23 protein-coding genes, 2 pseudogenes and 1 riboswitch are annotated in these 26,683 nt (G+C 70.3%); of the genes and pseudogenes, 9 read left to right on the forward strand and 16 right to left on the reverse strand.

What is annotated here, in order from left to right; genetic code table 11:
- Positions 1–4: 4 nt before the first annotated feature.
- Positions 5–1,486: an AlkA N-terminal domain-containing protein gene (locus FG385_RS01385; RefSeq protein WP_139094713.1), complete on the reverse strand. Its 1,482-nt coding sequence runs from the start codon at positions 1,484–1,486 to the stop codon at positions 5–7.
- 171 nt (positions 1,487–1,657) lie between these two features.
- Between FG385_RS01385 and ychF the strand changes: the two genes are divergently transcribed.
- Both ychF and FG385_RS01395 read left to right on the forward strand, forming a co-directional pair.
- Entirely contained in the window at positions 1,658–2,740 is a 1,083-nt protein-coding gene (ychF, locus tag FG385_RS01390) for a redox-regulated ATPase YchF (RefSeq protein ID WP_139094714.1), read from the forward strand.
- Between the two features lie 78 nt (positions 2,741–2,818).
- A complete protein-coding gene (locus FG385_RS01395) occupies positions 2,819–3,463 on the forward strand; it encodes an alpha/beta hydrolase (protein ID WP_139094715.1) in 645 nt (214 codons plus the stop codon).
- A 313-nt stretch (positions 3,464–3,776) separates the two neighbouring features.
- Here the strand turns inward: FG385_RS01395 and FG385_RS01400 are convergent, their stop codons facing one another.
- Entirely contained in the window at positions 3,777–4,319 is a 543-nt protein-coding gene (locus FG385_RS01400; protein WP_139094716.1) for a hypothetical protein, read from the reverse strand.
- Positions 4,320–4,382: 63 nt separating this feature from the next.
- A complete protein-coding gene (locus tag FG385_RS01405) occupies positions 4,383–4,673 on the reverse strand; it encodes a 4a-hydroxytetrahydrobiopterin dehydratase (protein WP_139094717.1) in 291 nt (96 codons plus the stop codon).
- Positions 4,674–4,697: 24 nt separating this feature from the next.
- Positions 4,698–4,812, forward strand: a riboswitch (TPP riboswitch).
- 23 nt (positions 4,813–4,835) lie between these two features.
- On the opposite strand from FG385_RS01405, the gene FG385_RS01410 reads away from it, so the two are divergent.
- The 3 genes and pseudogenes from FG385_RS01410 to FG385_RS34610 form a co-directional block, all read left to right on the forward strand.
- On the forward strand, positions 4,836–5,885 hold the full coding sequence (locus FG385_RS01410; protein WP_139094718.1) for a thiamine ABC transporter substrate-binding protein: 1,050 nt from the start codon (positions 4,836–4,838) through the stop codon (positions 5,883–5,885).
- A 26-nt stretch (positions 5,886–5,911) separates the two neighbouring features.
- Complete coding sequence (locus tag FG385_RS01415; protein ID WP_139094845.1) at positions 5,912–7,477, forward strand: ABC transporter permease; 1,566 nt, start codon at positions 5,912–5,914, stop codon at positions 7,475–7,477.
- Positions 7,477–8,058, forward strand: a pseudogene (locus FG385_RS34610) (ABC transporter ATP-binding protein); the annotation flags it as partial. The gene FG385_RS01415 and the pseudogene FG385_RS34610, both read left to right, overlap by 1 nt.
- On the opposite strand, the pseudogene FG385_RS01425 reads toward FG385_RS34610, so the two are convergent.
- The 4 genes and pseudogenes from FG385_RS01425 to FG385_RS01440 form a co-directional block, all read right to left on the reverse strand.
- Positions 8,050–10,029: pseudogene (locus FG385_RS01425) on the reverse strand (phosphoesterase); the annotation flags it as partial. The pseudogenes FG385_RS34610 and FG385_RS01425 overlap by 9 nt on opposite strands.
- A 13-nt stretch (positions 10,030–10,042) precedes the next feature.
- A complete protein-coding gene (locus FG385_RS01430) occupies positions 10,043–11,386 on the reverse strand; it encodes an ABC transporter permease (protein ID WP_139094719.1) in 1,344 nt (447 codons plus the stop codon).
- Entirely contained in the window at positions 11,383–12,318 is a 936-nt protein-coding gene (locus FG385_RS01435) for an ABC transporter ATP-binding protein (protein ID WP_139094720.1), read from the reverse strand. Before FG385_RS01435 ends, FG385_RS01430 begins: the two co-directional genes overlap by 4 nt.
- Positions 12,319–12,458: 140 nt before the next feature.
- Positions 12,459–14,189, reverse strand: coding sequence for a GAF domain-containing sensor histidine kinase (locus FG385_RS01440; RefSeq protein WP_200834245.1), 1,731 nt, complete (start codon positions 14,187–14,189; stop codon positions 12,459–12,461).
- A gap of 241 nt (positions 14,190–14,430) precedes the next feature.
- Between FG385_RS01440 and FG385_RS01445 the strand changes: the two genes are divergently transcribed.
- Positions 14,431–15,189 carry a GAF and ANTAR domain-containing protein gene (locus FG385_RS01445; protein WP_160148701.1) on the forward strand — a complete coding sequence of 253 codons (759 nt, stop codon included), beginning with the start codon at positions 14,431–14,433 and terminating at the stop codon, positions 15,187–15,189.
- On the opposite strand, the gene FG385_RS01450 is transcribed toward FG385_RS01445, so the two are convergent.
- The 4 genes from FG385_RS01450 to FG385_RS01465 form a co-directional block, all read right to left on the reverse strand.
- Complete coding sequence (locus FG385_RS01450) at positions 15,152–15,646, reverse strand: MarR family winged helix-turn-helix transcriptional regulator (RefSeq protein ID WP_139094722.1); 495 nt, start codon at positions 15,644–15,646, stop codon at positions 15,152–15,154. The genes FG385_RS01445 and FG385_RS01450 overlap by 38 nt on opposite strands.
- Positions 15,643–17,028: an MFS transporter gene (locus FG385_RS01455; RefSeq protein WP_139094723.1), complete on the reverse strand. Its 1,386-nt coding sequence runs from the start codon at positions 17,026–17,028 to the stop codon at positions 15,643–15,645. Before FG385_RS01455 ends, FG385_RS01450 begins: the two co-directional genes overlap by 4 nt.
- Positions 17,029–17,182: 154 nt before the next feature.
- Positions 17,183–18,562, reverse strand: coding sequence for an MBL fold metallo-hydrolase (locus tag FG385_RS35220; protein WP_139094724.1), 1,380 nt, complete (start codon positions 18,560–18,562; stop codon positions 17,183–17,185).
- A gap of 12 nt (positions 18,563–18,574) precedes the next feature.
- Entirely contained in the window at positions 18,575–19,780 is a 1,206-nt protein-coding gene (locus tag FG385_RS01465; RefSeq protein WP_139094725.1) for an NAD(P)/FAD-dependent oxidoreductase, read from the reverse strand.
- Between the two features lie 170 nt (positions 19,781–19,950).
- Between FG385_RS01465 and FG385_RS01470 the strand changes: the two genes are divergently transcribed.
- Genes FG385_RS01470 through FG385_RS01480 form a run of 3 tightly spaced genes read left to right on the forward strand, consistent with a single transcriptional unit; the run spans position 19,951 to position 22,482 of the window.
- Complete coding sequence (locus FG385_RS01470; RefSeq protein ID WP_235022303.1) at positions 19,951–20,298, forward strand: rhodanese-like domain-containing protein; 348 nt, start codon at positions 19,951–19,953, stop codon at positions 20,296–20,298.
- Between the two features lie 13 nt (positions 20,299–20,311).
- Entirely contained in the window at positions 20,312–21,679 is a 1,368-nt protein-coding gene (locus FG385_RS01475; RefSeq protein WP_139094726.1) for an MBL fold metallo-hydrolase, read from the forward strand.
- Complete coding sequence (locus tag FG385_RS01480; RefSeq protein WP_139094727.1) at positions 21,676–22,482, forward strand: sulfite exporter TauE/SafE family protein; 807 nt, start codon at positions 21,676–21,678, stop codon at positions 22,480–22,482. Before FG385_RS01475 ends, FG385_RS01480 begins: the two co-directional genes overlap by 4 nt.
- A gap of 28 nt (positions 22,483–22,510) precedes the next feature.
- Here the strand turns inward: FG385_RS01480 and FG385_RS01485 are convergent, their stop codons facing one another.
- The 5 genes from FG385_RS01485 to FG385_RS01505 form a co-directional block, all read right to left on the reverse strand.
- A complete protein-coding gene (locus tag FG385_RS01485; RefSeq protein WP_139094728.1) occupies positions 22,511–23,104 on the reverse strand; it encodes an HNH endonuclease in 594 nt (197 codons plus the stop codon).
- A 365-nt stretch (positions 23,105–23,469) separates the two neighbouring features.
- A complete protein-coding gene (locus tag FG385_RS01490) occupies positions 23,470–23,829 on the reverse strand; it encodes a hypothetical protein (RefSeq protein WP_139094729.1) in 360 nt (119 codons plus the stop codon).
- Between the two features lie 486 nt (positions 23,830–24,315).
- Complete coding sequence (locus FG385_RS01495) at positions 24,316–24,609, reverse strand: DUF4342 domain-containing protein (protein ID WP_139094730.1); 294 nt, start codon at positions 24,607–24,609, stop codon at positions 24,316–24,318.
- A gap of 121 nt (positions 24,610–24,730) precedes the next feature.
- Positions 24,731–25,423, reverse strand: coding sequence for a hypothetical protein (locus FG385_RS01500; protein ID WP_139094731.1), 693 nt, complete (start codon positions 25,421–25,423; stop codon positions 24,731–24,733).
- Positions 25,424–25,499: 76 nt separating this feature from the next.
- Complete coding sequence (locus FG385_RS01505; RefSeq protein WP_139094732.1) at positions 25,500–26,582, reverse strand: aldo/keto reductase; 1,083 nt, start codon at positions 26,580–26,582, stop codon at positions 25,500–25,502.
- Positions 26,583–26,683 lie beyond the last annotated feature (101 nt).

Here is a 26,683-nt window from a genome sequence, read left to right on the forward strand (position 1 = left end):
TCGGTCAGGCGCTGCGCCACAGGTACATGCCGGCGTAGGAGCGCCACGGGCGCCAGGCCTGGGAGTGCTCGGTGAGTCCGGTGATGCCCAGGGCCGCCGCTCCCTTGCGGACCACCAGGTCGTCCGCGAGGAGCAGGTCCGGGGCGCCCAGGACACGCATGAGCACGTAGTCGGCGGTCCATGGGCCGACGCCTGGCAGGGCGAGTAGTTCGGCGCGCAGTTCGCCGGCATCGCGGCCGACGTGCACGTCGACCGCGCCCGAGGCCATTGCCTCCGCAGCCGCGCAGATGGCCTCGGTGCGGCGCTCCGGTCCGCGCAGGACGTCGCGTCCGCGTTCGGCGACCGTCTCCGGCGTGGGGAACAGCGTGCCCCATGGGAGTTGTTCGCCGAGGGCTTCGGCGAGGCGTCCGGCTGCCGTGCGGGCGGCGGCGACGGAGACCTGCTGGCCGAGCATGGCTCGCAGCAGCAGCTCCGGGCCGTCGACGGCGCCGGGTACCCGGATGCCCGGTGCCGCCGCGACGGCGGGTGCCAGGGTGGCGTCGGCGCTGAGCACGCGGCGCACTGCTTCAGGGTCGGCGTCGAGGTCCAGCAGACGGCGCGTCCGGGCGACGGCGCTGCCCAGGTCACGCACGTCCGCGAGGTGCAGCTCGCAGCGGACGTGACCGTCCTTCGGGGTGAGCACGATGCTCGCCGGGCCGTGGGGCAGCCGCAGCGTGCGGCCGAAGCCGCCGTCGTCGACCCACTCCACGCCCGGCACGGCCCGAGCGGCGAGAAAACCGAATATGCCGGCGGCATCGAACGGTTTGCGATACGGCAGGCGCAGGCTCAGCCTCGTGCCGGTCGTCTCGTCGGCGTGCGCGTCTTCCGGCCGCCCGCGTGAAGCCGTGGCCGAGGCACGCAGCTGGGACGGCGTGCGGGCGAAGACCTCGCGGATCGTGTCGTTGAACTGGCGGACACTCGAGAATCCGGCCGCGAACGCGACGTCCGCGAGTGGTAGCTCGGACAGCTCGATGAGCAGCCTCGCCGAGTGGGCGCGGTGGGCGCGGGCCAGTGCCAGTGGGCCCGCGCCCAGCTCGGCGGTGAGCACGCGGCCGAGCTGCCGTTCTGAGTAGCCGAGCCGGTGCGCCAGGCCCGGTACGCCGTCGCGCTCGACGACGCCGTCGGCGATCAGGCGCATCGCGCGGGCGGCGAGATCGGCGCGAAGGTTCCACTCGGGAGAGCCCGGGACCGCGTCCGGCAGGCAGCGCCGGCACGCGCGGAAGCCGCTGGACTGGGCCGCGGCGGAGGTCGGGTAGAACCGCACGTTGGCGGCCTTCGGGGTGAGCGCGGGGCAGGACGGCCGGCAGTAGATACCCGTGGTCTTGACGGCCACGATGAACTGCCCGTCGAAGCGGGCGTCGCGGGATGCGAGCGCGCGGTAACAGCGCTCCGTGTCTCGCCAAAGCGCCTGGCCGGTGAGCCCGGCCCCGGTGACTACGGCTGTCATGGGTTCGATACTGCCAGCAGGTCAGACGGTTGACTGGCGGAAATCCGACACGACCATGAGCTGCCTGGTCGTGGCGATGACCGAACGGGGCTGCGGGTTCGCAGCTGGTCGGCGTGGCCTACGCGACCGGGCGGTGAGGCCAGCGACGGCGCGCAACTAAACTGGTCCTCCGTGAGTCTCACCCTCGGCATCGTCGGACTGCCCAACGTCGGCAAGTCGACCCTGTTCAACGCACTGACCCGGAACGACGTGCTCGCCGCGAACTATCCGTTCGCGACGATCGAGCCCAATGTCGGGGTCGTGCCGCTGCCCGACGACCGGCTGGACAAGCTCGCCGAGGTGTTCCACTCCGAACGGATCGTCCCGGCCACGGTGTCCTTCGTCGACATCGCGGGCATTGTGAAGGGCGCCTCCGAAGGGGCGGGTCTCGGCAACAAGTTCCTCGCGAACATCCGCGAGGCCAACGCGATCTGCCAGGTGATCCGCGTTTTCGACGACCCGGACGTGGTGCATGTCGACGGCCAGGTGGACCCGTCGGCGGATATCGAGACGATCAACACCGAGCTGATCCTCGCGGACCTCCAGACCCTGGAGAAGGCGTTGCCGCGGCTGGAAAAAGAGGCACGCACCAAGAAGGAGAACCGGCCGGCGCTCGAGGCTGTCCAGCAGGCCAAGCAGATTCTCGACGGTGGTCGCACGCTCTTCTCCGCGCAGAAGGAGCTCGACACGGGTCTCCTTCGCGAGCTGAGCTTGCTGACGACGAAGCCGTTCCTGTACGTGTTCAACGCCGACGAAGGCGTGCTCACCGACGAGGCCAAACGGGCGGAGCTGACCAAGCTCGTCGCACCGGCGGACGCGGTCTTCCTCGACGCGAAGATCGAAGCCGAGTTGCTCGAGCTGGACGACGAGGAGTCCGTCCGCGAGCTGCTGGAGTCCGTCGGCCAGCCCGAGCCCGGGCTGTACGCGCTGGCACGCGCCGGGTTCCACACGCTTGGCCTCCAGACCTACCTCACGGCGGGCCCGAAGGAGGCGCGCGCGTGGACGATCCCGCAGGGCGCGACGGCGCCGCAGGCGGCTGGCGTGATCCACACCGACTTCGAGCGCGGGTTCATCAAAGCCGAGGTGGTCTCGTTCGACGACCTCATGGCCGCCGGCTCGATGGCGGCCGCCCGCGCCGCTGGCAAGGTCCGCATGGAGGGCAAGGACTACGTCATGGCGGACGGCGACGTGGTCGAGTTCCGCTTCAACGTGTAGTCGCGTTCCGGTTCAACGTCTGATTTCTGAAGCATTCCCTCGCCGGGTCTGCTCGCCGCGTGGAGCAGCATAAGGCCCATGGACGTGACGCTGATCGAGGCTGAGAGCCCCCGCGGAATCGTGTTGTTCGGACCCGGGGCGGGCGGTGCCCCGGATCGCTACCGGCACGTTCTCGAGGCCGCTGCGGCGGACGGCTACACCGTCGCCGCCCCGATCCATGAGCGCTTCGACGGCCGAACGGTCACCGACGACCAGATGCTTGAGCGTGCCGACGGTCTGCAGACCGCTCTCGCAGCGGTCGACCGTCCAGACCTTCCCGTGGTCGCAGCGGGACACTCGGCAGGGGCGTGGGCGGCCCTTTGCCTGGCGGGCGCTCTGCCCTGTGGCCGTGATCGGCAGCCGCTCGAGGTGCCGGCTGAGCCTCGGGTGAGCAGGCTGGTGCTTCTCGCCCCGACGGTGGGCTGGTTCCAGGGCTCGGGTGCGCTGGATCGGGTGACTGTTCCGACGACCGTCTTCGTCGGTTCGTCCGACGTCGTGACGCCGCCGTCGAGCGCAGAGTTGCTCCGGGCGGTGCGCGGGAGTGTCGAGATCCGCTCGTACGACGGGGTCGGGCATCTCGACTTCATGTGTGATCTGCCGCCTGGCGTGCAGCCGACCGCGGGGCTTGATCACAATGCCTTCCTGGATCGGCTGGCTGCTGACTTCGTCCGGGCGCTTTCGTAGCTCCTCGGGACAGATGTGTTTTCGTGACGCAACTCGGTGGAGTTCCGTTTCAACGTGTGACCAACCGCGCCGTGGCTCAGGACCTCGCGCGGCTGAAGACACGTGGAGAGGTTCAGCCGGTGAAACCGGCGAATCCGAGGGCGATCACGACGAGCAACGTGGTCGTCGTGGAGATGGCGGCGACCCAAGCGCGCTGAGCGGCGGTCAGGGCGGAGGCGGTGCGGTTCATGGCGTTCCCTCAGGGGACGAGAATGGCATTTGCGCGCGTGAAACCGCCTTGATCACGGCTCACGTTACCGTGGTGTGGGGTAAATCACTTCGTGGAATGGCGGCTTCGGGCCGTGTACCAGAGCACCGCACCCGCCGCGCCGATCATCAGCACGAACGCCATCGCGCCTACGACGACTGCTCGCGTCTCGCTGGGCGGCTGGGCCGGCGCGCTGTCCGGCTGTTCGGACGCCGCCGCGCTGTCACGCGGGCCAGATGTCGCTGCGGCATCGCGTGGGCCGGATGTCGCCGGGTCATCGGGCGTTGCCGCACCGCCGGACGTCGCGGCGCCGTCGGGCAGGCCGGACGGCGCTGTGCCGCCGGTCGTCGCCGCGGCGTCGGATGCCGCCGCGCGGTCGCGCAGACCTGACGTCGCTGTGCCGCCGGACGGCGCTGTGCCGCCGGTCGTAGCTGCGGCGGCGTGTGGACCGGAGGTGGCCGCATTGTCACCCGGGCCGGACGCCGCCACCTGATGAGCGGTCGCCCCCGTGCTCACCGGGCCGATGCTCTCGGCCGCCTGCGCGACTCCCCCGAACGACAATGCGCACACCGCCGCCACCGCGGCGGCCCCGATCATGATTTTCGACATCGTGCATCCCCTCCGTTGAGGCGACGCATCGCACACCGCGGGATGTTGCCGCGGTTGCCGAGATCACAACTGGTCGACGACCCCGTCGATCTCGGTCGCCATCGACACGTCCATCTCGGTCAGCCCGCCCGCGGAATGGGTGCTCAGCCGGAACGTCAGGTTCCGCCACCGGATGTCGATATCCGGATGGTGGTCCTCACTTTCCGCGATCTCCGCGACCCGGTTCACCACCTGGATCGCCTGCGGGAAACTCGCCAGTTCCACCGTGCGCGCCAGCGCGTCTCCCTCGCGTTTCCAGTGCGGCAGCCTGGTCAGGGCCTCGGCAACCTCTTCGTCGCTCAGTAGCTTCGCCATTCCTCCATCGTGACGGGTACGCTGCTCGGTTGCCACGGGAGTCCGGTCCTCAAACCGGGCTGAGAGGCGGGCCGCCGGCCCGCGACCGTTCGCACCTGATCCGGATAATGCCGGCGCAGGGAGGCCGAATCCCTTCCTGCCGGCGAGCGCAAGGAGGGGTCCATGAGAGCCAAGTGGAGCACGGCGGCCGTGCTCGGCCTCACCGCCGTGCTGACCGCGGGCTGCACCCTGGTCGGCAGCGGCTCGGACGAGCACTCCGCGGCGACGGTCACCCTGGTCACGCACGATTCCTGGGCCGCACCGCAGCAGGTGCTCGACGCCTTCCAGCAGCAGACCGGCATCAAGATCGTGATCCTCAAGAAGGGCGACGCGGGCGCGCTGACCAACACGCTCGTGCTCACCAAGGCCAACCCGATCGGCGACGCGGCCTACGGGGTCGATTCGACGTTCGCCTCGCGTGCGCTCAGCGAAGGCGTCTTCGAGTCCTATACCAGCCCCGAGGCCGACCGAGGCCCGCAGCGCTACGCCGTCGACACCGACCACCGCCTTTCCGCCGTCGATCTCGGTGACGTGTGCCTGAACGTCGACACCACCTGGTTCGCGCGGACCGGTATTCCGGCTCCCACGAGCTACGAAGACCTCACCGACCCGCGGTACAAGGACCTGCTCGTCGTCGAGAACCCGGCGACCTCTTCGCCCGGGCTCGCGTTCCTGCTCGGCACCGTCGCGAAGTACGGCGAGCAGGGCTGGCAGGACTACTGGCGGAAACTGAAGGACAACGGCGTGAAATCCGACGCCGGCTGGGAAGAGGCCTACAGCCAGGACTTCTCCGGCTCCTCCGGCAAGGGCCCGCGGCCGATCGTCGTCTCCTACGCGTCCTCGCCGGCCGCCGAGGTCGGCGCCGACGGCAAGCCGCGCACGAAGGCGCTGCTCGACACCTGCTACCGCCAGGTCGAGTACGCCGGGGTGCTCGCCGGCACGAAGCAGCCCGCCAGGGCCCAAAAGGTGATCGACTTCCTGCTGTCGCAGCAGTTCCAGACCACCGTGGCGGACAACATGTACGTCTACCCGACGCGTGAGGGCGTCCAGTTGCCGAAGGGTTGGGCGGACGTGGCGCCGCTCCCGCCGGACCCCGCGACGTTGCCCGGCGACCAGGTGCAGGCCGGGCGTGAACGATGGATCGGCCAGTGGCGCTCGTTGCTCGGCCAGTAAGCCGCGCCGGCCTGGGCCTGCTGGCCCTGATCCCGCTCGGGTTCCTGGTCGTCTTCTTCGCCTGGCCGGTGCTCGCGATCCTCCGGCGAGGGTTCGTGGGCGGCGGCGTGCTGACCGTGCTCGGGCAGGGCGAGACCTGGCGCCTGGCCTGGTTCACGGTCGCGCAGGCCGGCGGCTCGACGATCGTCGCGGTGGTCGCCGGGATGCCACTGGCCTTCGTGCTGGCGCGTCTCCGGCTGCCCGGCGCCGGTCTCCTGCGCATCCTCGTCCTGGTGCCGTTCGTCCTGCCGACCATCGTGGTGGGGCTCGCGTTCCGCGCGCTGTGGCCGGACGGCGGGGTGGCCTCGATCGTGTTCGCCAACGCGTTCTTCAACGTCGCGGTGGTCGCCAGGACCGTCGCGGGGTTGTGGTCGCATCTCGATTCGAGGGCGGAGGACGCCGCGAGGGCGCTCGGTGCCTCGCGGTGGCGGGCGTTCCGTTCGGTGACGCTCCCCGCCCTGCTGCCCGCGATCACCTCGGCCGCCGCCGTCGTGTTCCTGTTCTGTGCCACCAGTTTCGGGGTCGTGCTGGTGCTGGGCGGCGCCCGCTTCCGCACTCTGGAGACCGAGATCTACCTGCGCACCGAGTACCTGCTCGACCTCACCGGCGCCGCCGCGCTCTCGCTCGTGCAGATCGCCGCCGTACTCGCGGTGCTGCTGATCGGTGCGGCGGCGCGGCGGCGGCGGGAGACAGCGCTGAAACTTCGCGCCCGGAAGGAGACCGCCAGGCGGCCGGTGAGGGGCGAGTGGTGGGTTGTCGTGGCAGCGGCCGCCGTCGTAGGCCTGCTGCTCACCCCCATCGTCGCGCTGCTGGTCCGGTCGGTGTCCACGGAGGACGGTTGGAGCCTCGCCGGATACGCCGCGCTCGCCGGCACCGGCAACGACGGCACGTTGCAGATCTCCGGTTGGGGCGCGGCGGTGAACTCGTTGATCACGGCGACCGACGCCACCGTGCTCGCCTTGGCGATCGGGGTCTCCGCGGCTGTCCTGGTCGTCACCTTGCGCCGCGCGCCAGGCCGGGCCTCGCACGGGCTCGCCGAGAGCCTCGACGCGGCACTGATGCTCCCGCTCGGCGTCTCCGCCGTGACCGTCGGTTTCGGTTACCTGGTAACGCTCGACGCCCTGCCCGGCGACCTGCGGACCTCACCGCTGCTGGTGCCGCTCGCGCAGGCACTGGTGATCATCCCGCTCATCGTGCGCATGGTGCTGCCCGTGCTCCGGTCGATCGACGACCGGCTGCGCCAGGCCGCCGCGACGATGGGCGCGGGGCCGCTCCGGGTGTGGCGGGAGATCGACGTGCCGCTCGCGACGCGGTCGGTGATCGCCGCAGCGGGTTTCGGGTACGTGGTCGCGCTCGGTGAGTTCGGTGCGACGAGTTTCCTGGCGCGGCCGCAGACTCCGACGCTCCCGGTCGCCATCGCTTCGCTCATCGCGCGGCCCGGTCAGCTGAACAACCAGATGGCCTACGCGGCGTCCGCACTGCTGATGTTGGTGACGGCGGCCACCGTGGTCGTGATCGACCGGTTCGGCTCCGGCCGGGTGGGCGAGTTCTGATGTCTCTTTCCGTCCAAGGCCTGACTGTTCGCTACGGCTCGTTCACCGCCGTCCGGGACGCCGAACTCGACATCGCTGACGGCGAAGTCCTTGCGCTGCTGGGCCCGTCCGGCTCCGGCAAGTCCACGTTGCTGCGGGCGATCACGGGCCTCGAGCCCCTCGCCGCGGGCACGGTGCGCTGGGACGGCGAGGATCTCGCGAAGGTTCCGGTCCATGAACGCGGTTTCGGGCTCGTGTTCCAGGACGGGCAGCTGTTCCCCCATCGCGACGTCGCGGGCAATATCGCGTTCGGGCTGCGGATGCGGCGGATGCCCGCGAAGGAGCGGGCGGATCGCGTCGAGCGGCTGCTCGAGCTGGTGGGGCTGCGGGGTTACGAGCGACGCCGGGTGATGGAGCTGTCCGGCGGTGAGGCGCAACGGGTCGCGCTCGCCCGGGCGCTCGCTCTTGAACCGCGGTTGCTGCTGCTGGACGAACCACTGTCCGGTTTGGACGCCGGGTTGCGCGAGCAGCTCGCGGTGGAACTCGCCGAGGTGCTGCGGAACGCGAAGATCACCACCCTGCTGGTGACCCACGGTGTCGAACTTCGGGAAGCCCGGCACCGACACGTTGTTCAGCGACGGGATCGGCGAGGAGGAGACCAGCGGGTAGGCCGTGGGCTGCCCGGTCGCCGCCATGGTCTTGGCGTCGCAGTACAGGTTCTGCCAGCTCGCCCCGGCCGGTTTGGTCAGGAACTGGTGGAACTCGCCGAAGTCGCGCACCGACTTCCCGGCCGCCTCGGCGCCGGTCCAGATGAAGCCGGAGCTCTGGTGGCCGAGCGCGTCGTCCTCGGTGTCGTAGCTGCGCTTGTACTCACCGGCCGAGGACTCCGTGTACTCCGGGTTGTCGGCCTGCATCAGCCAGTTGTGCCCCTCGGCGGAGTTCGTGCCGATGTCGTAGGTGTTGTCGTAGAGGCCGAACTGCTGCGCCATGGCGTGCTGGTTCGGCGTCACGTTCTCGCCGAACTGCGCGAGCGCCGGGTCGCCGTTGCCCTTCGCGATGTCGCCGTAGTCCTGGTCGTAGGTGCGGTTCTCCTTGACGATCAGGAAGACGTGCTTGATCGTCGACGGGTCACCGAGCCGCTGCGGGACCGGCACCGGGGCGGCCTTGCCGTTGTCCTGGGCCAGCTGGACGGAGTTCGGGGTCCACCCGTTCTGCTGGAAGACCTTGGCCGTGTACCCGCGGATGGCGGCGTCGTCCGGCAGCTGGAACTTCTGCACGCTCGAGGTCGTGTCGTGCGTGCCGTGCCCGGCCTTGGTCGTCGGGCGCAGCGCGTCGATACCGCGGGTGTTGGACACCACGACGTCCTTGCCGACCGTGGTGATCGCCGCCGGGAAGTAGTCGGTGGGCAGCAGGCCGAGGTAGCTGACCGGCTCCTGCGCCCTGGCGTAGCGGTAGACGGCGACCGCGTTCGCGCGGCCGAGCGTCACCAGCAGGTGGCCGTCGTCGGTGAGGGTGATCCCGTCCGGCTCGTACCCGACGGAGGCCTCGGGCCACGGCTGTGTCGCGATGGTCTGGACTACCTGGTCGAGGCGGGTGTCGACGACCGAGACGCTGTTGCTGTTGGTGTTGGCGACGAACAAGGCCCCGTTCTTCGCGTACAGGGCGGTCGGGTGCAGGCCGACGTCGATGCTCTTGGCGGCGGAGGCCGGGTTCGCCAGGTCGATGACGCTGACCGTGCCGGTGGTGGTGGCGCCGGTGAACGAGCTCGCGGGGACCTGGGTGTTGTACGAGTTCAGTGTGGTGTCGCCGGGACGCGCCGGGCGCCCGCCTTCGTTGCTGACATACAGCTTGTCGCCGACGCGCGCCAGGTCACGCGGGGCGTTGCCGACGGCCCAGCTCTGCTCGATGGCGCCGGTCGCCGCGTTGATGGCGACGACGCGGTTCTGGCCGTTGACCGCGGAGTACACCGTCGAGCCGTCGGGTGAGAAGATCGCCTGAGCCACCAGCGCGTGCTTCGGCCCGTCCACGGGGATCTTGACCGCCGTCGGGCTGGCGACGGTGCCGTCTGGGTTGACCGTGAACCGGGTGTAGCCGTCGGTCTGGCCCATCCACAGCGTCTTGCCGTCGGGGGAGTAGGTCGGCCCTTCCTGGCCCACGTCGTTCCCGGCGATCTTCAGGTTCGCCGTCGCCGAGTTGCCGACGAGCTGCTGCACCTTCCAGTTCTTGAGATCGACGATGGTGAGCGCGATCCCGCCGTCGGTGGTCAGCGCCGCGAGGTGGCTGCCGTCCGGGCTGACCGTGGACGCCATGATCTTGCCGTTGTTGACGACGAGGTGGTCACCGATCGGCTTGAGGTACTGGTCGCTGGAAATGACCTCGCCCTTGTCGGTCTGCTGGCCGACGTGCTGGGTGCCGAACTGCTGCGTCGAGGCGAGACCGACGCCGGCGCCCGTGCCGACGAGAGCGAGCGTGACGCTCCCGGCCGTCGCGAGGCGCAGCCGGCGGCCGCTGCGTTGACGGAGAAGGCCGATGCCGGCCTTCTCGGCACGCCGTCTACGGCGCGTTACCTGCATTGGGTCATCCCTTTCAGTGGGTGGGGAGCAGTTCGACGTTGCCGTCGAACTGCCAGAGCGGGTTCGGCTGGTCCCCGGTGGGGGTCCGCACCTGGAAGTAGCCGTTCACTTCCTTCGGTCCGTCGCCGTCGGCGACGTACCTCCCGTCCGCGGTGACGTCGAGCTGGTAGATCGCCGATCCGGTGATCTCGACGCCGGGGATATGCCACGAGACGACGCATCGCCAGTCGTTGCCGGGGCCGTCCGGTGCGACCAGGCCGCCGCCCTTGGTGCACGCCGCCATGGCCGCCAACTGTGCCTCCGTGACGTCGGGGCGGTGCAGTTGCGCGGCCTGCATGCGGTAGAGGTGGGCGAACTCCGTGGCGAGTGAGTTCTGCACCTTGTCCTGCTCGATCCCGGAGCCCGTGGCGGACGTCGACACGGCGACGATCCCGGCGGTGAGGGCGAGCAGTGCGACCAGCGGCAGCGCTCCGGCGGCGAGCGCGCGCCGCGCGGAGCCGTCGTAGCTGAGGTTGGTGAAGTCACGCCGGCGGAAGAGCAGGTAGGCCAGCGCCGTCGCGACCACGGCCCAGACCAGGCTCACCACGATGCTGATCAGCAGGGGGCCGAGCTGCGCCGGGCTGGTGAACAGGCCGGTCCAGGCGATGAACGCGTAGCTGGGCAGTGCCAGCCGGACGGCCACGGGCAGCGGCAGCATCTGGGCGAACTCCATCGCCAGCGCGACCACCACGGGCAGCAGCAGTCCCATCGGCGACCGTCCGAACGCGACGGATCCGAGCAGCCCGATCGCGGCGAGGGTCAGCGTCGGGGCGACGACGCAGACCCACGCGAGCAGGACCTTGCCCGCGGCGGCCCCAGGCGCCAGCAGATGGCCGTCGAGACCGACCAGAGGCCGGTTCCCGATGGCGGCCAGGCCGCCGACCACCCCCGACACGGCCAGCCCGGCCACGAGCAGCAGGATGACCGTGAGGCTGGCGAGCGCCTTGGCCGCGAAGACCCGCCGGTACGACCGGACCGCCACCAGCAGATGGCGCCAGGTGCCGAGCCGGTCCTCGGCGGCGAAAACGTCGCCGGCGACCAGCGAGGTCAGCAGCGGGAGCGCGTAGGTGCCCGCGAAACCGAGCATCACCAGCGGACCGGCCCACCCGGTCGCGTGCATCCAGCGGCCGAAGGTGGTGTCCGTCGGCAGCGAACTCTGCTCGCTGACCGCCGCGACGAAGAGCGCGGGCGCGAGCCAGCAGGCGAGGATCAGCAGCCGTACCCGCCATTGGGACACCAGCTTGACCAGTTCGAAGCGGTAGCCGCGTGCCAGGGGTACCGGGCGGGCGGCCGTGGGCTCGGCGACGGTCGCGGTCATCGGCCGGCCTCCTGCTGTTCGGTGAGGGCCAGGAACGCCGCCTCGAGCGGCGACACGACGGGCGCGAGTTCGCGCACCGCGACGCCCGCGCGGACGAGCCGCCCGACCAGTTCGTCGAGGGCGGGCACCAGGGCGCGCACCACGAGCACCTCGGTGTCCTGGCGCGGTCCGGTCTGGTCGACGATGCGAATGCCCGGGGTGTCGAGAGCCAGCTTGCGGGCGGCTTCCGCATCGGAGGCGCGGAGCCGGTAGTCGAGCTCACGGTTCTCGGCGGACAGCTTGCCCAGCGGACCGGAGAACACGACGCGTCCGGTCGCGAGGATGGTGACCTCGGAGCACAGCGCTTCGAGATCCTCCATCCGGTGGCTGGAGAGCACGACCGTGGTGCCGCCCGCCGCGAGGCGGTTGAGCACGCTGTGCACGTGGTTCTTACCGGCCGGGTCGAGGCCGTTGGACGGCTCGTCGAGCACCAGCAGCCGGGGCCCGGTGAGCACCGCCGCGGCGAGCCCGAGCCGCTGGCGCATGCCGAGCGAGAAGCCGCGGACCCGATCGCCCGCGACGTCGGTGAGCCCGACCTCGTCGAGGACTTCGTCGACGTCCGCCTGGCCCTCGTCGCGGAGTGCGGCCAGCGCGGCGAGGTTCTGCCTGGCGGTGAGTGAGGGGTAAAGGCCGGGGCCGTCCACGAAACCCGCGACGCCGTCGGGAGCGGCGAGCGCCCGCCCGACCGGCGCGCCGAGGATCTCGAGACGGCCTTCGTCGGCGACGGCGAGGCCCAGCAGGAGGCCGAGCAGCGTCGTCTTCCCCGCGCCGTTCGGGCCGACCAGCCCGTGGATCTGCCCTTGTGCCACATCCACGTCGATGCCGTCGAGCGCGACGACGTCGCCGAAACACTTGGTGATCCCGCGAGCCCGAACCCCGAGCGTTGCGTCCATGGGCCCCCTCTTTCCGTGCGCTCACCGGAACTTAGGTAGCGCACATGACGCATGCGGAGGCCCAGAGTTGAACGTTCCTCAAACGGGAGACGAAACCGGCAGATCGGGCGGGAAATTTGTCCCTTTCGCGGTGGTGCTGCTCACCCGAAGGGCGCAATCCAGACGATGCGCGTGCCGCCGGTGTCGGGTCGTTCGATGGCGAGGTGACCATCGAATCGCGCGGCGCGTTCGGAGAGGTTGTGCAGTCCGCTCATCGCGACGGTCTCGGGGATGCCGACGCCGTCGTCGTCGACCTCGATGGAGAGCTTGTCGTCGACGACGAGAGTGACCGTGACGGTGGTGGCATGCGCATGACGGACAGCGTTCGAGACGGCTTCGCGGACAACGGCCTCGGCGCCTTCGGCGAGGCTCGCGGGGAGGTCGGAGATCGCGCCGGTGATGCGGACCGTCGTGTACAGATCGCTGCTCCCGACGGTCTCGGCGACGATTTCGTGCAGGCGTTTGCGCAGCGGGGCTCGGCGGGGGTCGGTGTGCAGATCGAACACGGCGGTGCGAATTTCGTTGATGATGCTCTCGGCGTCGTCGATGAGATCGGCGATCCTGCGGCGGACCTCGGGGTTCAGGGCGCGAGGGTAGGCGCTCTGCAAGCCGAGGATGTGCAGGAAGAGGCGCTGGATGACCTGATCGTGCAGGTCACGGGCGGTCCGGTCACGGTCGGCCATGATGGCGAGCTCGCCGAGCCGCCGCTGGTCCTCGGTCACCCGGATGGCGATCGCGGCCTGATCGGCGAACGCCGCCGCGTCCGGGAGTTCTTCCGGGTCGAACGGAGCCGCGCCCGCCCGGCGCAGCGCGACGAGCACGCCGGAGACGGTGTCGGCGGCCGCGCGCAGCGGGAGGACGAGCGCAGGCCCAAGTTCTTCCTCGGGCTCGTCGAAGAGCTGGTACTCGAGCGTGGGTAGCTGTGCGGGCACGGCGTCGCGGAAGGCGCTGCCCTGGCTGGAGCGGTCCACGGGGATTCGCCGCCCGCGCAGCGCGCCGGCCAGGTGCCCCTCACTGTGGGTGACGATCAGCGCGTTCACCTCCGACGGTGGGAGTTCCGGGTCCTCGGGCTCGGCGATGAGCACGCTGTCGGCCCTGGTGAGCTCGCGCGTGTGGTGGGTGACGAGCTGGAGCACGTCGGCGACGTGGGTACCGGCGAGCAGGGCGGCGCGGACCTCGCTGGTCGCCTGCTGCCAGCCTTCGCGCCGCCGGGCGTGCTCGTAGAGGCGGGCGTTGTCCACGGCGATCCCCGCCGCGGCGGCTAACGCCTGCAGCACCACCTCGTCGTCATCGGTGAAGGGCTGTCCGTCGTGCTTTTCGGTGAGGTAGAGGTTGCCGAAGACCGTGCCACGGACGAGTACCGGGACGCCGAGGAACGTGCGCATCGGGGGATGGTGTGGCGGGAATCCCGCCGACGACGCGTGCCGGGACAGATCGTCGAGGCGCAGCGGTTTCGGTTGCTGGATCAGCAGGCCGAGCAACCCGTGCCCGGTGGGCAGATCCCCGATCTTGGCGCGGGTGTGCTCGTCGATGCCCTCGTAGACGAACTCGGCCAGGCGCACCCGGGTGTGGTCGAGCACGCCGAGCGCGCCGTACCGGCATCCGACGAGGGTGACCGCGGCGCGCACGATCCTGCGCAGCGTGGCGTCCAGCTCCACGCCCGCGGCGACCGACAGCATCGCTTCGCGCAGGCCGCCGAGCTGGTCCCGCGACCCGGCCAGCTGCTCCACGCCGTCCCGGACGTCCCGCAGCAGCTCGCGTATCCGCAGCTGTGACAACGTGCCGCGCAGCGAGGGCACCACTTCTTCCGAGTTCTGATGCTCATCAGGCATGGCCGGTCCGTTCCCGCGGGGCGACAGTTCTGGATAGCCACTGGGAAGCGCGGCAAACGCCGGTGAAGCCCGTGGCCGGTAAACGAAACATCCGCCAGGGTCTGGAGCGGAGGGTGTAGTGCTGCCAACCCCTTCGTCAGGGGCCCACCATAAGGCGATCCGCAGGATGCTCGCGATACTCCGGATGAGTGCAATGATATTGGTAGCGTCGTGCCGGGAGAAACCATTATGGAGACAGGCGATGGATATGCGGGGATTCGCGACGGCGCTGACGAGTCTGGTCGCCGCGGTACCGCATGGACGCAGTAGCGCCGAGTTCCTGGGCCAGCTGGAAAAGATCGTGGATGCCCGGCTGGAGGTTTTTCACAGCCTGATCAGCGAGGTCCAGCGGCTGCTCGATGTCGAGGGAACCGCGGTGATCCTGGGCGGCGCCGCGGACACTCCGCTGCGGCGGGTAGCCGAGACGCCCGTCGAACTCGCGGTGTTGCAGGAGACTCAGATCCGCCAGCACCGTGGCCCCGACATCGACTGCCTGGCAACGGGAGAGTTCGTCGACGCCATCGATCCCGACGAAATACGGGCACGATGGCCCGGATTCGGGGATCTCGCCGTGGCGGCGGGAATCTCGGCGCTGGGCGCCATCCCGTTGCGTGCCGGCGACGCCGTGATCGGCAGCATGCTGCTCGCGCGTACCCGCCCCGGGCCGCTGGATCCGGTCGGGTTCGAGGCCGTGGCGGCACTCGCCGACGTCGCGGCGACGGCCGCGCTGCGGACGTACAGCCTCGACCGGTGCAACACGCTGGCCGAGCAGTTGAAGGTGGCGCTCGACAGCCGGATCCGTATCGAGCAGGCGAAGGGCGTGCTGGCCGCGAAGCTCGGCACCAGCCCGGACGAGGCGTTCGCGGTGCTCCGCAAGACCGCGCGCGATCAGAACCGCAAACTCGCGGACCTCGCCGGCGACGTCATCGAGGGGCGGTTCGACCCGGCCGCGGATCGGTGACAGCCCGGTTCGCCTCTTCGGCGAACTCGTCGATCGCGCCGATGAGTTCGCGCAGCGCGGGGAGCGCGGCCGAAAGGACATGCTGCCAGCCGGGATGCAGACCGGCGAGCGCGGTGCGGAGGATCTCGGCGTTGGTGGCCTGCCAGTGGCGGACCATGTCCTCACCGGCCTCGGTCAGGGTGAGCCGGACAGTGCGGCGGTCGCCCACACCGCTGGCGCGGGTGACCAGATCGCGGGCACGCAGGCCGTTGACGAGCGTGGTCACCGAGTTGGGTGCGAGGCGCAGTGCGCGGGCGAGCTGACCGGGCTGGGCACCGGGGTTGTCGGCCAGGCTGGAGAGCAGTTCGAGCTGTGCCACCGAGAGCGGGTTGCCGGGGTCGGCGCCGCGAGCGGCGCGGCGCATCGCGCGGCGCAGGCGCGCGACGACATCCGCGAGTTCCGCCTCGGTCCCGGTCATTGCGGGCTGCTCCGCGAACTGGGGACGGACAGGCCCGTCGCACCCGCGATCAGCGCCACCGCCGCCATCACGTACAGGGCCATGTCGTCCCCGAACGCGCTGACCCCGCCGCCGACGTGCAGGGACAGGGTCACCAGCGCGACACCCAGCGCGGTCCCGAACCCGCGTGCCATGTTCACCAGCCCGCCTCCCGTCGCCGAAACGCGCTCCGGGATCGCGCCCATGATCGACGAGTTGTTCGCCGGGATGAACACGCCAAGCCCGAAGCCGACCAGCAACAGTAGCGGACCGACCAGACCGGGCGAGCCGGGAGATACCGGAAGCACGGCCAGGCCCCCCACGCACATCACCGAGCCGAGCACCGCGCGCCCCCGGGAGCCGAGGCCGCGCGGCAACAGCCGGCTCGCGCCGACGGCCGCCAGCCCGAACCCCGCCGGCAGGCTGGTCAGCACGAGCCCGGCCATCCCATGAGCGCCCAGGACCTGCGGGAACAAGGCCAGCGGGCCGAACAGCACGAGGTAGCCGCACAGTGCCCCGACCAGGCCGAGGGACACGGCCGCCGGCCGCAGCACGTCCAGGTCCACCAACGGGCTCGCCGCGCGCCGCTCCCGCCAGCGGAAGGCCACGACCGAGGCGACCGCGAACAGCGCGAGCGCGGCGATCATCCAGCCGGGCAAGTGCAGGCCGGAGACCGCGGACAGGGTGAGCAGGAGTGCGGTGGAACCCACCGCGAGCAGGGTGAGACCGGCCGTGTCGAACCGGCCGAGCGCGGTGCGCTGGCGCGTCCTCGGCAGCAGGAACCGCCCGGAGATCAGGCCGATCACCCCGACCGGGACGTTGACCAGGAACACCCAGCGCCAGCCGACCGAACTCACCAGCAGACCGCCGATCGCGGGACCGAGCGCCAGCCCGAGCGCCTGCGCCGCGGCCTGCACGCCGAGCGCGGAGCGCATCTTCGCGCGGGGCACGCTGTTGACCACCAGCGCGACGCTGTTGGCCTGCAGCATCGCCGCGCCCACCGCCTGCAGAACGCGGAAGCCGATCAGCCAGCCGAGCCCGGGGGCGAGACCGCAGGCGACCGAGGCCACGGTGAACACCGCGAACCCCCAGATGTACATGAGCTTGCGCCCCGCCGCGTCCGCGAGCCGCCCGGCCGCGGCGAGCAATCCGACCAGCCCGAGCAGGTAGGCCAGCGAGACCCACTCGACCGCCGCGAGCGGCTGACCGAACTCGTGCTGCAGCGCGGGAAAGGTCAACGTCACGATGCTGGCGTCCAGTTGGCCCATGAAGGCGCCGAAGCACACCGTCGCGACCGCGAACCACCCCGCGTGCGGATGTTCCCGGATCACCCTCGGCCGTGGCCGCTCGGTCATTATCGCCATCTGCCCTCCCCGTCCGTGTCCTCAATTTCATTCTGACACAGAACTATCTCTCGTCAAGAAAGCGACAGATTGGCACAAAATTCGTTCTGTCGCAGAGAGATATGGGAGGTTTGGGGCACTCGGGGGACGCGGCCGCGCGTCCCCCGAGTTCGGCTCACGCGAGGGCGAACGCCTGCTGCCAGGCGGTGTAGCCGCCGATCAGATCGGACACGTCGGACTGGCCGGCGGCGCGCAGCAGGCTGGCGGCGATCGACGAGCGCGTCCCGTGCGCGCAGTAGACGACGACCGGTTCGCCGGGCACCTCGTCGAGCCGCCGGGGCAGTTCGGCGAGGGGGATGTGCAGGGCGCCTTCGATCGCGCCGTCCGCGATCTCACCGGGGTTGCGCACGTCGAGCACGACCGGTGCGGGCGACTCGTCGAGCCGGGCGCGCAGGTCGTCCACGGTCAGGCGGGGCGCCTGGCCGATTTCGTCCGCCATGGTGAGGAAGGCGCCTTCGGGTTCGCGCAGGTACCCCGGGACGCTGTCCAGGCCGATGCGGGCCAGGCGGACGACGATCTCCTCCTCGCGGTCCTGGGGTGCGACCACGAGGATGTCCTGCCCCGGGCGCACGACCGTGCCCGCGCGTTCGGCGAACCTGCCGTCCGCGGGCACGTTGAGCGCGCCCCGCACGTGCCCGGCCGCGAACTCCTGCGGATCACGTGTGTCGAGCACCACCGCGCCCGCCGCGCGCCGCTCCAGGAACTCCGCCACGTCGAGCGGTCGCAGGTGCGCGGCCACGTCGAGCAGTTCGTGGTCTTTGCGGTTGAGCACTGCGTCGTAGCCGAAGTAGCCCGGAGCGGCCGGCTGGCCCTCGGTGACCAGCGCGACGAACTCGTCCTGGGCCATCGGCCGGCATGCGTAGTTCGTGAGGCGCTGCATGCCGATCGTGGACTGCCGCTCGGTCGACAGGTTCTTGCCGCAGGCGGACCCGGCCCCGTGGGCGGGGAACACGCGGACCTCGTCCGGCAGCGACATCAGCTTGTGCTGGATGCTGTCGTAGAGCAGGCGGCCGAGTTCGTCCGCGCCGACACCGAGCGAGGACAGCAGGTCGGGGCGCCCGACGTCGCCGATGAACAGGGCGTCGCCGGTCAGTACCCCGTAGGGCACGTCGTCGGCGCGGTGCTCGTAGACGAGGACACTGATGGATTCCGGCGTGTGGCCGGGCGTTTCCATGATCTCCAGCGCCACGTCGCCCAGTTCGATGCGGTCGCCCTCGGCCAGCGGCCGGAACGGGTACTCGGCGCCCGACGCGGCGCGGCCCAACCCGATCCAGGCGCCGGTCCGGTCGGCGAGTTCGAGATGACCGGAGATGAAATCGGCGTGGAAGTGGGTGTTGATGACACCCTCGATCGTGAGCCCGTGGGCGCGGGCGTCGGTGAGGTACTCCGACACGTCGCGGCGCGGGTCGATGACGACGGCACGGCCGGTGCGCTCGTCGGCCACGAGATAGGACGCCTGGGAGAGGCAGTCCAAATAGTACTGAGTGAACAACATGATGATCCTTCTCTAGAACCGGCCCGTGAGCATGCCGTGCCAGTAGAGGGCGGGCAGGCCGTAGCGCTTGAGCAGCCACATGTCGCGGCGCTCCTTCGTCGTGTCCACGAACGGGATCGTGGGCGTGGGGTTGAGCTGGTAGTCGAACTCCGCGAGCAGCATCTTGTCCCTGGCGGTGACCAGCGGGCAGGACGTGTAGCCGTCGTACCGGGCCTCCGGCGGCTTGCCGGACAGGACGGCACGCAGGTTCTCCACGACCACCGGCGCCTGCTTGCGGATGGCGGCACCGGTCTTCGAGGTGGGCAGGTCCGCCACGTCGCCGAGCGCGAAGACGTTCGGGAACCGCTTGTGCCGCAAGGAGTACTGGTCGACGTCGACATAGCCGAAGGCGTTGTCCGGGCCGGCCAGCCTGCTGTTCTTGATGACGTCGGGAGCGCTCTGCGGCGGCACGGCGTGCACCAGATCGAAGGACAGGCTTTCCTTGGTGCCGCTGGTGTTGTCGACGATCTCCGCGGTCCTCGCCGAACCGTCGACGGTCGCCAGCTCACTGCGCAGCCGAACCTCGATCCCGTACCGCGCCGCGATCTTTTCCAGCTGCGCGGCCCAGACCGGCACCTTGAACATGGCCGGATCCGGGATGGCGAGCACGATCCGGATGTCGTCGAGCACCCCTTGCTTGCGCCAGTAGTCGGCGGCAAGGTAGGCGATCTTCTGCGGGGCGCCCGCGCATTTGATCGGCCCGGACGGCTGGCTGAACACGGCCGTGCCGGAGCGCAGGTTGCGGATCAGTTCCCAGGTGCGCGGCGCGAGGTCGGCCCGGTAGTTCGAGCTGACCGGCGCCATCGCCAGTGCCTCGGTGAGCCCGGGCACGCGGCCGAAATCCAGTTGCAGACCGGGCGCGACGACGAGTGCGTCATAGCTCACCGCACGCCCGCTTTCGGTGGTGAGCGCACCGGCTTCGGGGTCGAAGCCGGTCGCGGCCTCGCGAATCCATTCGACGCCACGGGGGATCAGATCCTGCTCGCGACGGGCGGTGCTGCGCTGATCGGCCTGGCCGCCGCCCACGAGTGTCCACAATGGCTGGTAGTAGTGCGTGGTCGCCGGATCGATCAGGGTCACGTCGGGCGCGCCTGCCCGGCGCAGCCGCGCCGCTACGGTCAGCCCGGCGGAACCGCCGCCGACGATCACGATTCGTTGCTGGGGAAAGGAGTGGGCCACCCTGGCCTCCTCATCTAGCTTACTTCTATGCCCCCGGGGGTATCCACCAAAGTACGCAGAACGGTCAGCGCGTGCAACCGCCCGGTTTCCGGAGGTTTGACCTGGTACCCCGCAGGGTAGTTGCACGAAAGCCTCCGACCTGGCTAATCTGGGCTGTATTGGATACCCCTATGGGTATAGGAGAGGTGTACATGGTCAAGGAAGTCGACGTGCGGGAACTGGCCGCGGCCCACCGTGGCGGCGCGCTGGTGGTGGACGTGCGTGAGCCCGGCGAATACCTGGGCGGGCACGTCCCCGGCGCCCGGTTGATCCCACTGAGGAGCCTGCCGGCCCGGATCCCGGAACTGCCCCGTGGCGAGCGCATCTACGTGATCTGCGCGAGCGGGAACCGGAGCCGTACGGCGGCGACCTGGCTCGCCTCCGCCGGGCTCGACGCTCGCACGGTCAACGGTGGCACGAGTGCGTGGATCGCAGGCGGAGGACCGGTTGTGCGCGGCCCCCACGAGAATGCGGCGTGAAGGAGGAGGACTGATGGTGGAAATCATCCCGATCGACACAGCGACCCTGGGCGACCGCAGCTATGTGGTGCACGACGGCAAGGTCGCCTTCGTGGTGGACCCGCAGCGTGACATCGACCGCGTGCTCGCGGTCCTCGAGGATCGCGGAGTCCGCCTGACGGACGTGTTCGAGACCCATATCCACAACGACTACGTGACCGGCGGGCTCGCGCTGGCGCAGCTCACCGGCGCGGCTTACCACGTCAACGCCGCGGACGAGGTCTCGTTCGAGCGGAGCCCCATCCAGCCCGGGCACACGATCCTCGTCGGCGCGATGAAGGTGCGGGCGGTGGCCACCCCGGGCCACACGTTCACCCACCTCGCCTACGCGCTCGACGCGCCGGACGAAACGCCCGCGGTGTTCACCGGTGGTTCGCTGCTGTTCGGCTCGACCGGCCGTCCGGACCTGCTCGGGCCGGCGAACACCGGCGAGCTGGTACACGCTCAGTACGCGTCCGCGCACCGGCTGGCCGAGGAGCTTCCCGACGAGACGAGGGTGTTCCCGACACACGGTTTCGGCAGCTTCTGCTCGGCCACCCAGGCCGAGGGCGACTCGTCGACCATCGGTCACGAGAAGCAGGCCAATCCGGTGCTGACCCAGCCGGAGCAGGAGTACGTCGACGCGTTGCTCGCGGGCCTGGACGTGTACCCGGCGTACTACGCCCACATGGGGCCGGCCAATGCCGCGGGCCCCGAGGAGCCGGATCTGTCCGAGCCAAGCCGGGCGGACGCCGCCGAACTGCGCCGCCGGATCGAGGCGGGGGAGTGGGTGGTCGATCTCCGGAACCGCACGGCGTTCGCCGCCGGGCATGTCGGTGGCACGCTGAACTTCGGTCTGGACGGCGGCTTCGCGACCTATCTCGGGTGGCTCATTCCGTGGGGCACGCCGTTGACCGTGCTGGGCGCCACGGCGGATGATGTCGCGACGGCCCAGCGAGAGCTGATCCGGATCGGCATCGACCGGCTCGAAGCCGCCGCGACCGGCTCGCCCGGCGAGTGGACCGACCGTGAGCTGCAGTCGTATATGACGGCGGACTTCACGGATCTGGCTCAGGTGCGGCATCACCGGCCGGTGGTCGTGCTCGACGTCCGGCGCACCCAGGAGTGGGCCGAAGGACATCTCGAGGGCGCGGTCCACGTTCCGCTGCACGAGCTGCTGGACCGGATCGGTGACGTGCCCGACGGCGAGGTGTGGGTGCACTGCGCCGCCGGTTACCGCGCCTCCATCGCCGCGTCCCTGCTCGCGGCCGCGGGGCGGCAGGTCGTGCCCATCGATGACGACTACGCCAAGGCAGCACCCGCCGGCCTGCCGATCGTCACGCCGGAGATGACGGCCTCGTGATCCTGCTGCTCGGGCTCCCGGCGGGGCTGCTGATCGGGATGAGCCTGGGCGCGCTCGGCGCGGGAGGATCGATCCTCACCGTGCCCGCCCTCGTCTACCTGCTCGGCCAGACGCCCCACCAGGCGACCTCCGCGTCGTTGCTGGTGGTCGGCGCCGCCGCGCTGGCGGGAGTCGGAGCACATTGGCGAGCCGGCCGCGTGCGGCTCGGACCGGGCCTGGTCTTCGGGGCGGTGGGCGCGGCCGGCTCCGTCCTGGGCTCCAAGGCCAGTGCCCTGGCCGACCCGAACGTGCTGCTGCTCGGATTCGCGGGCCTGATGGTCGCGGCGGGTGTGGGGATGCTGGCACGGGGGCGCAACCGCCAGCACGAGCCCGACGAGGACGGCGCGGGAGGAGGAGGCGGCGTCGCCACCAAGCGGCGCGTCGATACTGCACGAGCCGTCAAGGTGCTCGTCGCGGCGACCGTGGTCGGGCTGCTTACCGGCTTCTTCGGGGTCGGCGGCGGTTTCGTCGTCGTGCCCGCGCTGGTGCTGGCCCTGGGCTACGACACGGCGACCGCAGTGGGCACCTCGCTGGTCGTGATCGTGATCAACAGCGCCGTGGCGCTGGCCACGCGCGTGGCCGGGCACGGGGTCAGTTTCGACTGGCCCCTGCTCGGCGTGTTCCTGGTGGCCGCGGTGGCCGGCGTCCTGCTGGGCAACCGGATCGCTTCCCGTGTGGCGCCACAGAAACTCACCACGGCCTTCGCGGTCATGCTGCTCGTGGTCGCGTTCTACACCGCCGTGCGGAGTGCGCTCCAGCTGTGATCGACGCCCCTTGTCACGGGCGGGGCGGTCATTGGGTGGTGTAGGTGCGGCTGGTGGGTGTGGTGACGCTGCCGGTTCCGGTGGCCGGGTCGTAATCCACGGTCCATCCGGGTTCGTCACGCAGATGGTGGTGGCGGGCGCATTTCGGCCCGCCGTTGAGGTGGCTCGCCGGACCGCCCCGGGCGAACGGCGTGAGATGGTCGAAGTCGCAGCGGCGGGCGGGCCGGTGACATTGCGGGGCCGTACATTCCCGGTCCCGGGCGGCGATCAGGTCACGCAGGGCGTGGTTGGGGCGGTACTTGCGGGCGCCGATCCCGGTGACCACCCGACCGGCATCGGTGATGACCTTCCGCCCGATGCTGTCCGGGTCGGCCATGATGTCGCGGGCGATGGGCGCGGGGACCGGTCCGTAGCCCTCGAGCTCGCAGCCGTGGTCGGTGATGGTCAACGCCGTACTGGCCGGCATGCGCAGATGCGCCATCGCCGCCGCCGCGGGGACGGTTACCCCGGGATCGCGGCCGAGGAGCAGGTCCGCCCGCAGCTGCTCTACGGTGCGCTCGTCGCCACGATACCGGAGGTGGCGAGCCAACGCGTCGATGCGGGCATAGGCGGCTGAGGCCACCTCGGTAGGGAGGTCCGCGAGCAGGGTGGCATTTCCATGGCGACCTCATCGGCCAGGTAGCGGCTATCCCCGCGCCGGGTGCACAACCGCTCCACCGCACGGGTTTCCAACGCATCCGCGGCCGCCCGCGCTCGCCGCGCCACCGCGACAGCCTCCACTCACTGCCCGATCGTCGGAGAACTCCGCGATCACAGTGGGGGAGATGTCCAGCCAGAAATGGCCCGGCAGCACGGTGGTGATCAATGAAGGCGCCCTGACCCGCTTACCATGTCACCGCCGATCGGCCCTTCTGTGCCATCCCGCGGTTCTTCAGTGAGCTGCCCGGCATCGCGTCACGCGACGCCGGGCTGATCGCCCCGGAAATGTCAGCGGGCGCCGGGGATCTCGCATGCGTTCGGCGACAGGATCCGTTGCACCAGGCCGAATCCGAGCACGGCGAAGGACACCACGGCCGCGGTCAGGCTGCCGTGCGCCAGTAGCGCGATCGACACCGGGACGGCGACGATGGCGACCTGACTGCACTGCGAGCAGCCCCGGTTCAGCCCGCCTTCCGGTGTCACATAAGTGGAAACGAGCCAGCCGGCGAGCGCGGCCATGCCAAGCCACACCGGGTACCACCACCACGCCAGCCCCTGGGTGAACCCACCAAGGACCAGACCGTATCCGGCCAGGGCCACGATTCCGGTGACCAAGCCGACCGGCAGCCGGCGAAGACGCGTCGTCAATTGTTTCTCCGTTTCGGGGAAAGCGTGGCCCGCGCGGGGACGGGGTAAGGGGTTCGCGCGGGCCACGCCGGTCGGTCAGCGCCGGCCGAACGGCCACCACGAACGTGGCTCGCGCGGTTCCGACGCGCACGAGCAGCGCTGCGAAACGGGAACGCCCGCGAGCACCTGCTCGACATGCTGGCCACAGCCCCGATACGTGGGCTTCTTACACCGTGGGCACGTCACTCTCTGGCACATACACACCTCCTGCGAACTACCCTACCAAAGTACCCTGGGGGGTATCCAGAAGGCTAGCCGGGAAGATGGTGCCGCCGCAAACAGGCCCCCCGTCCCGCGACGTTCCGGGACGGGGGGACGAGGCCGGCCGCCAGGAGCTGTCGAGACGTACCCGCAGGCCTTACCTGGGGCGGCACGGCGCTCGCGCTATGGGCCCCCGAAGGCGAGTGGGGCCCGCGTGGCTGCTCGCCACGCGGGCCCCACCGCCGTTCACGGGGTTTCGCCGTCGTCCTGGCCTGGTTCCTCCGGGACGCGGCGTTCGACCTCGATCTTCCACTCGTTGGCGAACGCGGCGATGGCGCCGACGGCGGTGACCACGGGCGCCGCGATCGCGGCCACGACGCCGGCCGTCACCGGGATCTCGATGACGGTCTGGCCCTGCTCGTTCTTCACCACGATGCGACGGACGTTGCCCTCGTGGATGAGCTCCTTCACCTTGGCCACGAACTCTTCGCCGCGGGCCTGGAAGGCCTGCTTCCGGTCGAGTGTCTTTTCTTCGGTCATGTGCACACTCCTTCCCCTTGTCTGCACCCCGAGCCTGCACGGGCCGGGGCCGGCGCACCGGGGCCGAAGCTCCCCGCTTCGCGGGACCGACGTCACGAGACGATGGCGAAGGGGCTGCCGCTCACTCGCCCTGGGGGAAGTCGTAGCTGCCCGGCACGGACTCACCGGCCTGCGGGGCGCCGTAGACGAGCGCGATCTCGTCGTGCGCGTTGAGCTGGATGGCGGCGGGGTTCCCGGTCTGCGGTTTGCCGTTGATGTAGGCACGCAGGGTCTTGCCGCCGGTCGCGCGCAGTGAGCCGATGTTGTCCGCGGACAGGCTCACGTTCCACTCGGTGAAGAACTCGCCCAGCGTGAATGCGCGCTGCACGGGCGACTCGATGTGGATGACGCCCGTCGCGTCGTGCGTGTGCATCGGGCTGATGCTGCCGCGGGTCGCGTCGATGCCGATGTCGGCGGGGACGCCGACCGGTTTCCCGTCCACCAGCACGTCGAGATGGGCGTGGATGTGCTCGACGGTGCCTTCCTCGGTCAGCATGGGCAGCCCGGCCGCCGCGACCGCCGCGGTCGCGTCCTGCGGGGCAGGCCACGGGGGCGCGCTGTCCTGACCGGCGGCCGTGGTCGCGGGCGGGTTGTTGATGCCGGTCGAGGGTGGCGCGGCCCCCGGCTTCGTACCGGACGACCGGGTGGTGACGACGATCACGACCACGAGCAGCGCGACGACGGCCACTGCGGCGCCGCCCCACAACCAGCCGGAGCGGCCACCCGACCGCGCCCGCGCGACCGCTTTCGCCGAAGATTTCCGTTTCGCCGCCATGGTTTGCTCCATAGTCCCGGATCCGCTGCCGTGCCCATCATCCGCCTGCCGGGAAAGGCCGCGCACGGACGGGTCGTCAGTACCGCACGTCGCTCGCCAGCAGCGGCGGATACACCGAAGACTCCTCACCGTCCACAGTGGTCCCGGCGAACTGGAGCATCGCGCGTACCTCGCCGTTCACCGCCGCCGGGTAGCCGAGTGCCGGAGCGGAAACCTCGTCCAGCACCCGGAGCTGCTCGCGGGTCAGGTGCACCTCCAGCGCGGCGAGGTTGTTCTCCAGATGTGCCACGCGCCGGGCGCCGACGATGGGCACGACCGTGCCCCGGCGGTGGCGCAGCCAGGCCAGTGACACCGCGGCGGACGTGGTGCCGCGCTCCTCGGCGATCGCCGCGACGGCTTCGATGACCTTGAACTCCTCGTCGCTGGGACCGCCGACGAAGGCGGCGCGGGCGGAATCGGTGATCTCCGTGCCACGCCGGTACTTGCCGGACAGGAAACCGTTCTTCAGCGGGCTCCACGGCACCAGCGCCATGCCCTGGTCCAGCGCGAACGGCGCGACCTCGCCTTCGACGGTGCGGGCGAGCAGCGAGTACTCGACCTGCAGCGCGATCAGCGGGGTCCAGCCGTTCAACTGGGCGAGGGTCTGGGCCCGCGCGGTCAGCCACGCGGGCGTGTTGGAGAACCCGACGTAGCGGATCTTCCCGGCGTGCACCAGATCGTCGAGGGTCCGCATGGTCTCTTCGATCGGCGTGTTGCGATCCCAGTTGTGCAGCCAGTACAGGTCGAGGTAGTCGGTCCGCAGGCGGCGCAGGGTCTCGTCGAGTTGGGCGCGGATCGAGGTGCGGCCCGCGCCACCGCCGTTGGGGTCGCCGGGGAAGAGGTTGGCGAAGAACTTCGAGGCCAGCACGACGTGCTCCCGGCGCCCGGGGCGCGCGGCGAAGAAGTCGCCGAGGATCTTTTCGGAGTGGGTGTTGGTGTAGAAGTTCGCGGTGTCGATGAAGTTTCCGCCCAGATCCAGGTAGGTCGCCAGGATCTTCTCGGATTCTTCGACGCTGCAGCCGGCGCCGCCGGGGTCTTCCCCGAAGGTCATCGCGCCGAGTGCGAACGGGCTGACCCGGAGCCCGGAGCGGCCGAGCGTGACGTAGTGGTCGAGCGGCATGAGCTGTCCTTTCGCGGTGTCTCGGACTGTCCCTTCCAGGCAACCGCGCGCCGCGCCACGGCGGTAGACCGATCCTCGCCAGCTCTTGCACGATCCTGCCG

The sequence above is a fragment of the Amycolatopsis alkalitolerans genome (genome assembly GCF_006152065.1).
Taxonomy (GTDB): Bacteria; Actinomycetota; Actinomycetes; order Mycobacteriales; family Pseudonocardiaceae; genus Amycolatopsis_E; species Amycolatopsis_E alkalitolerans.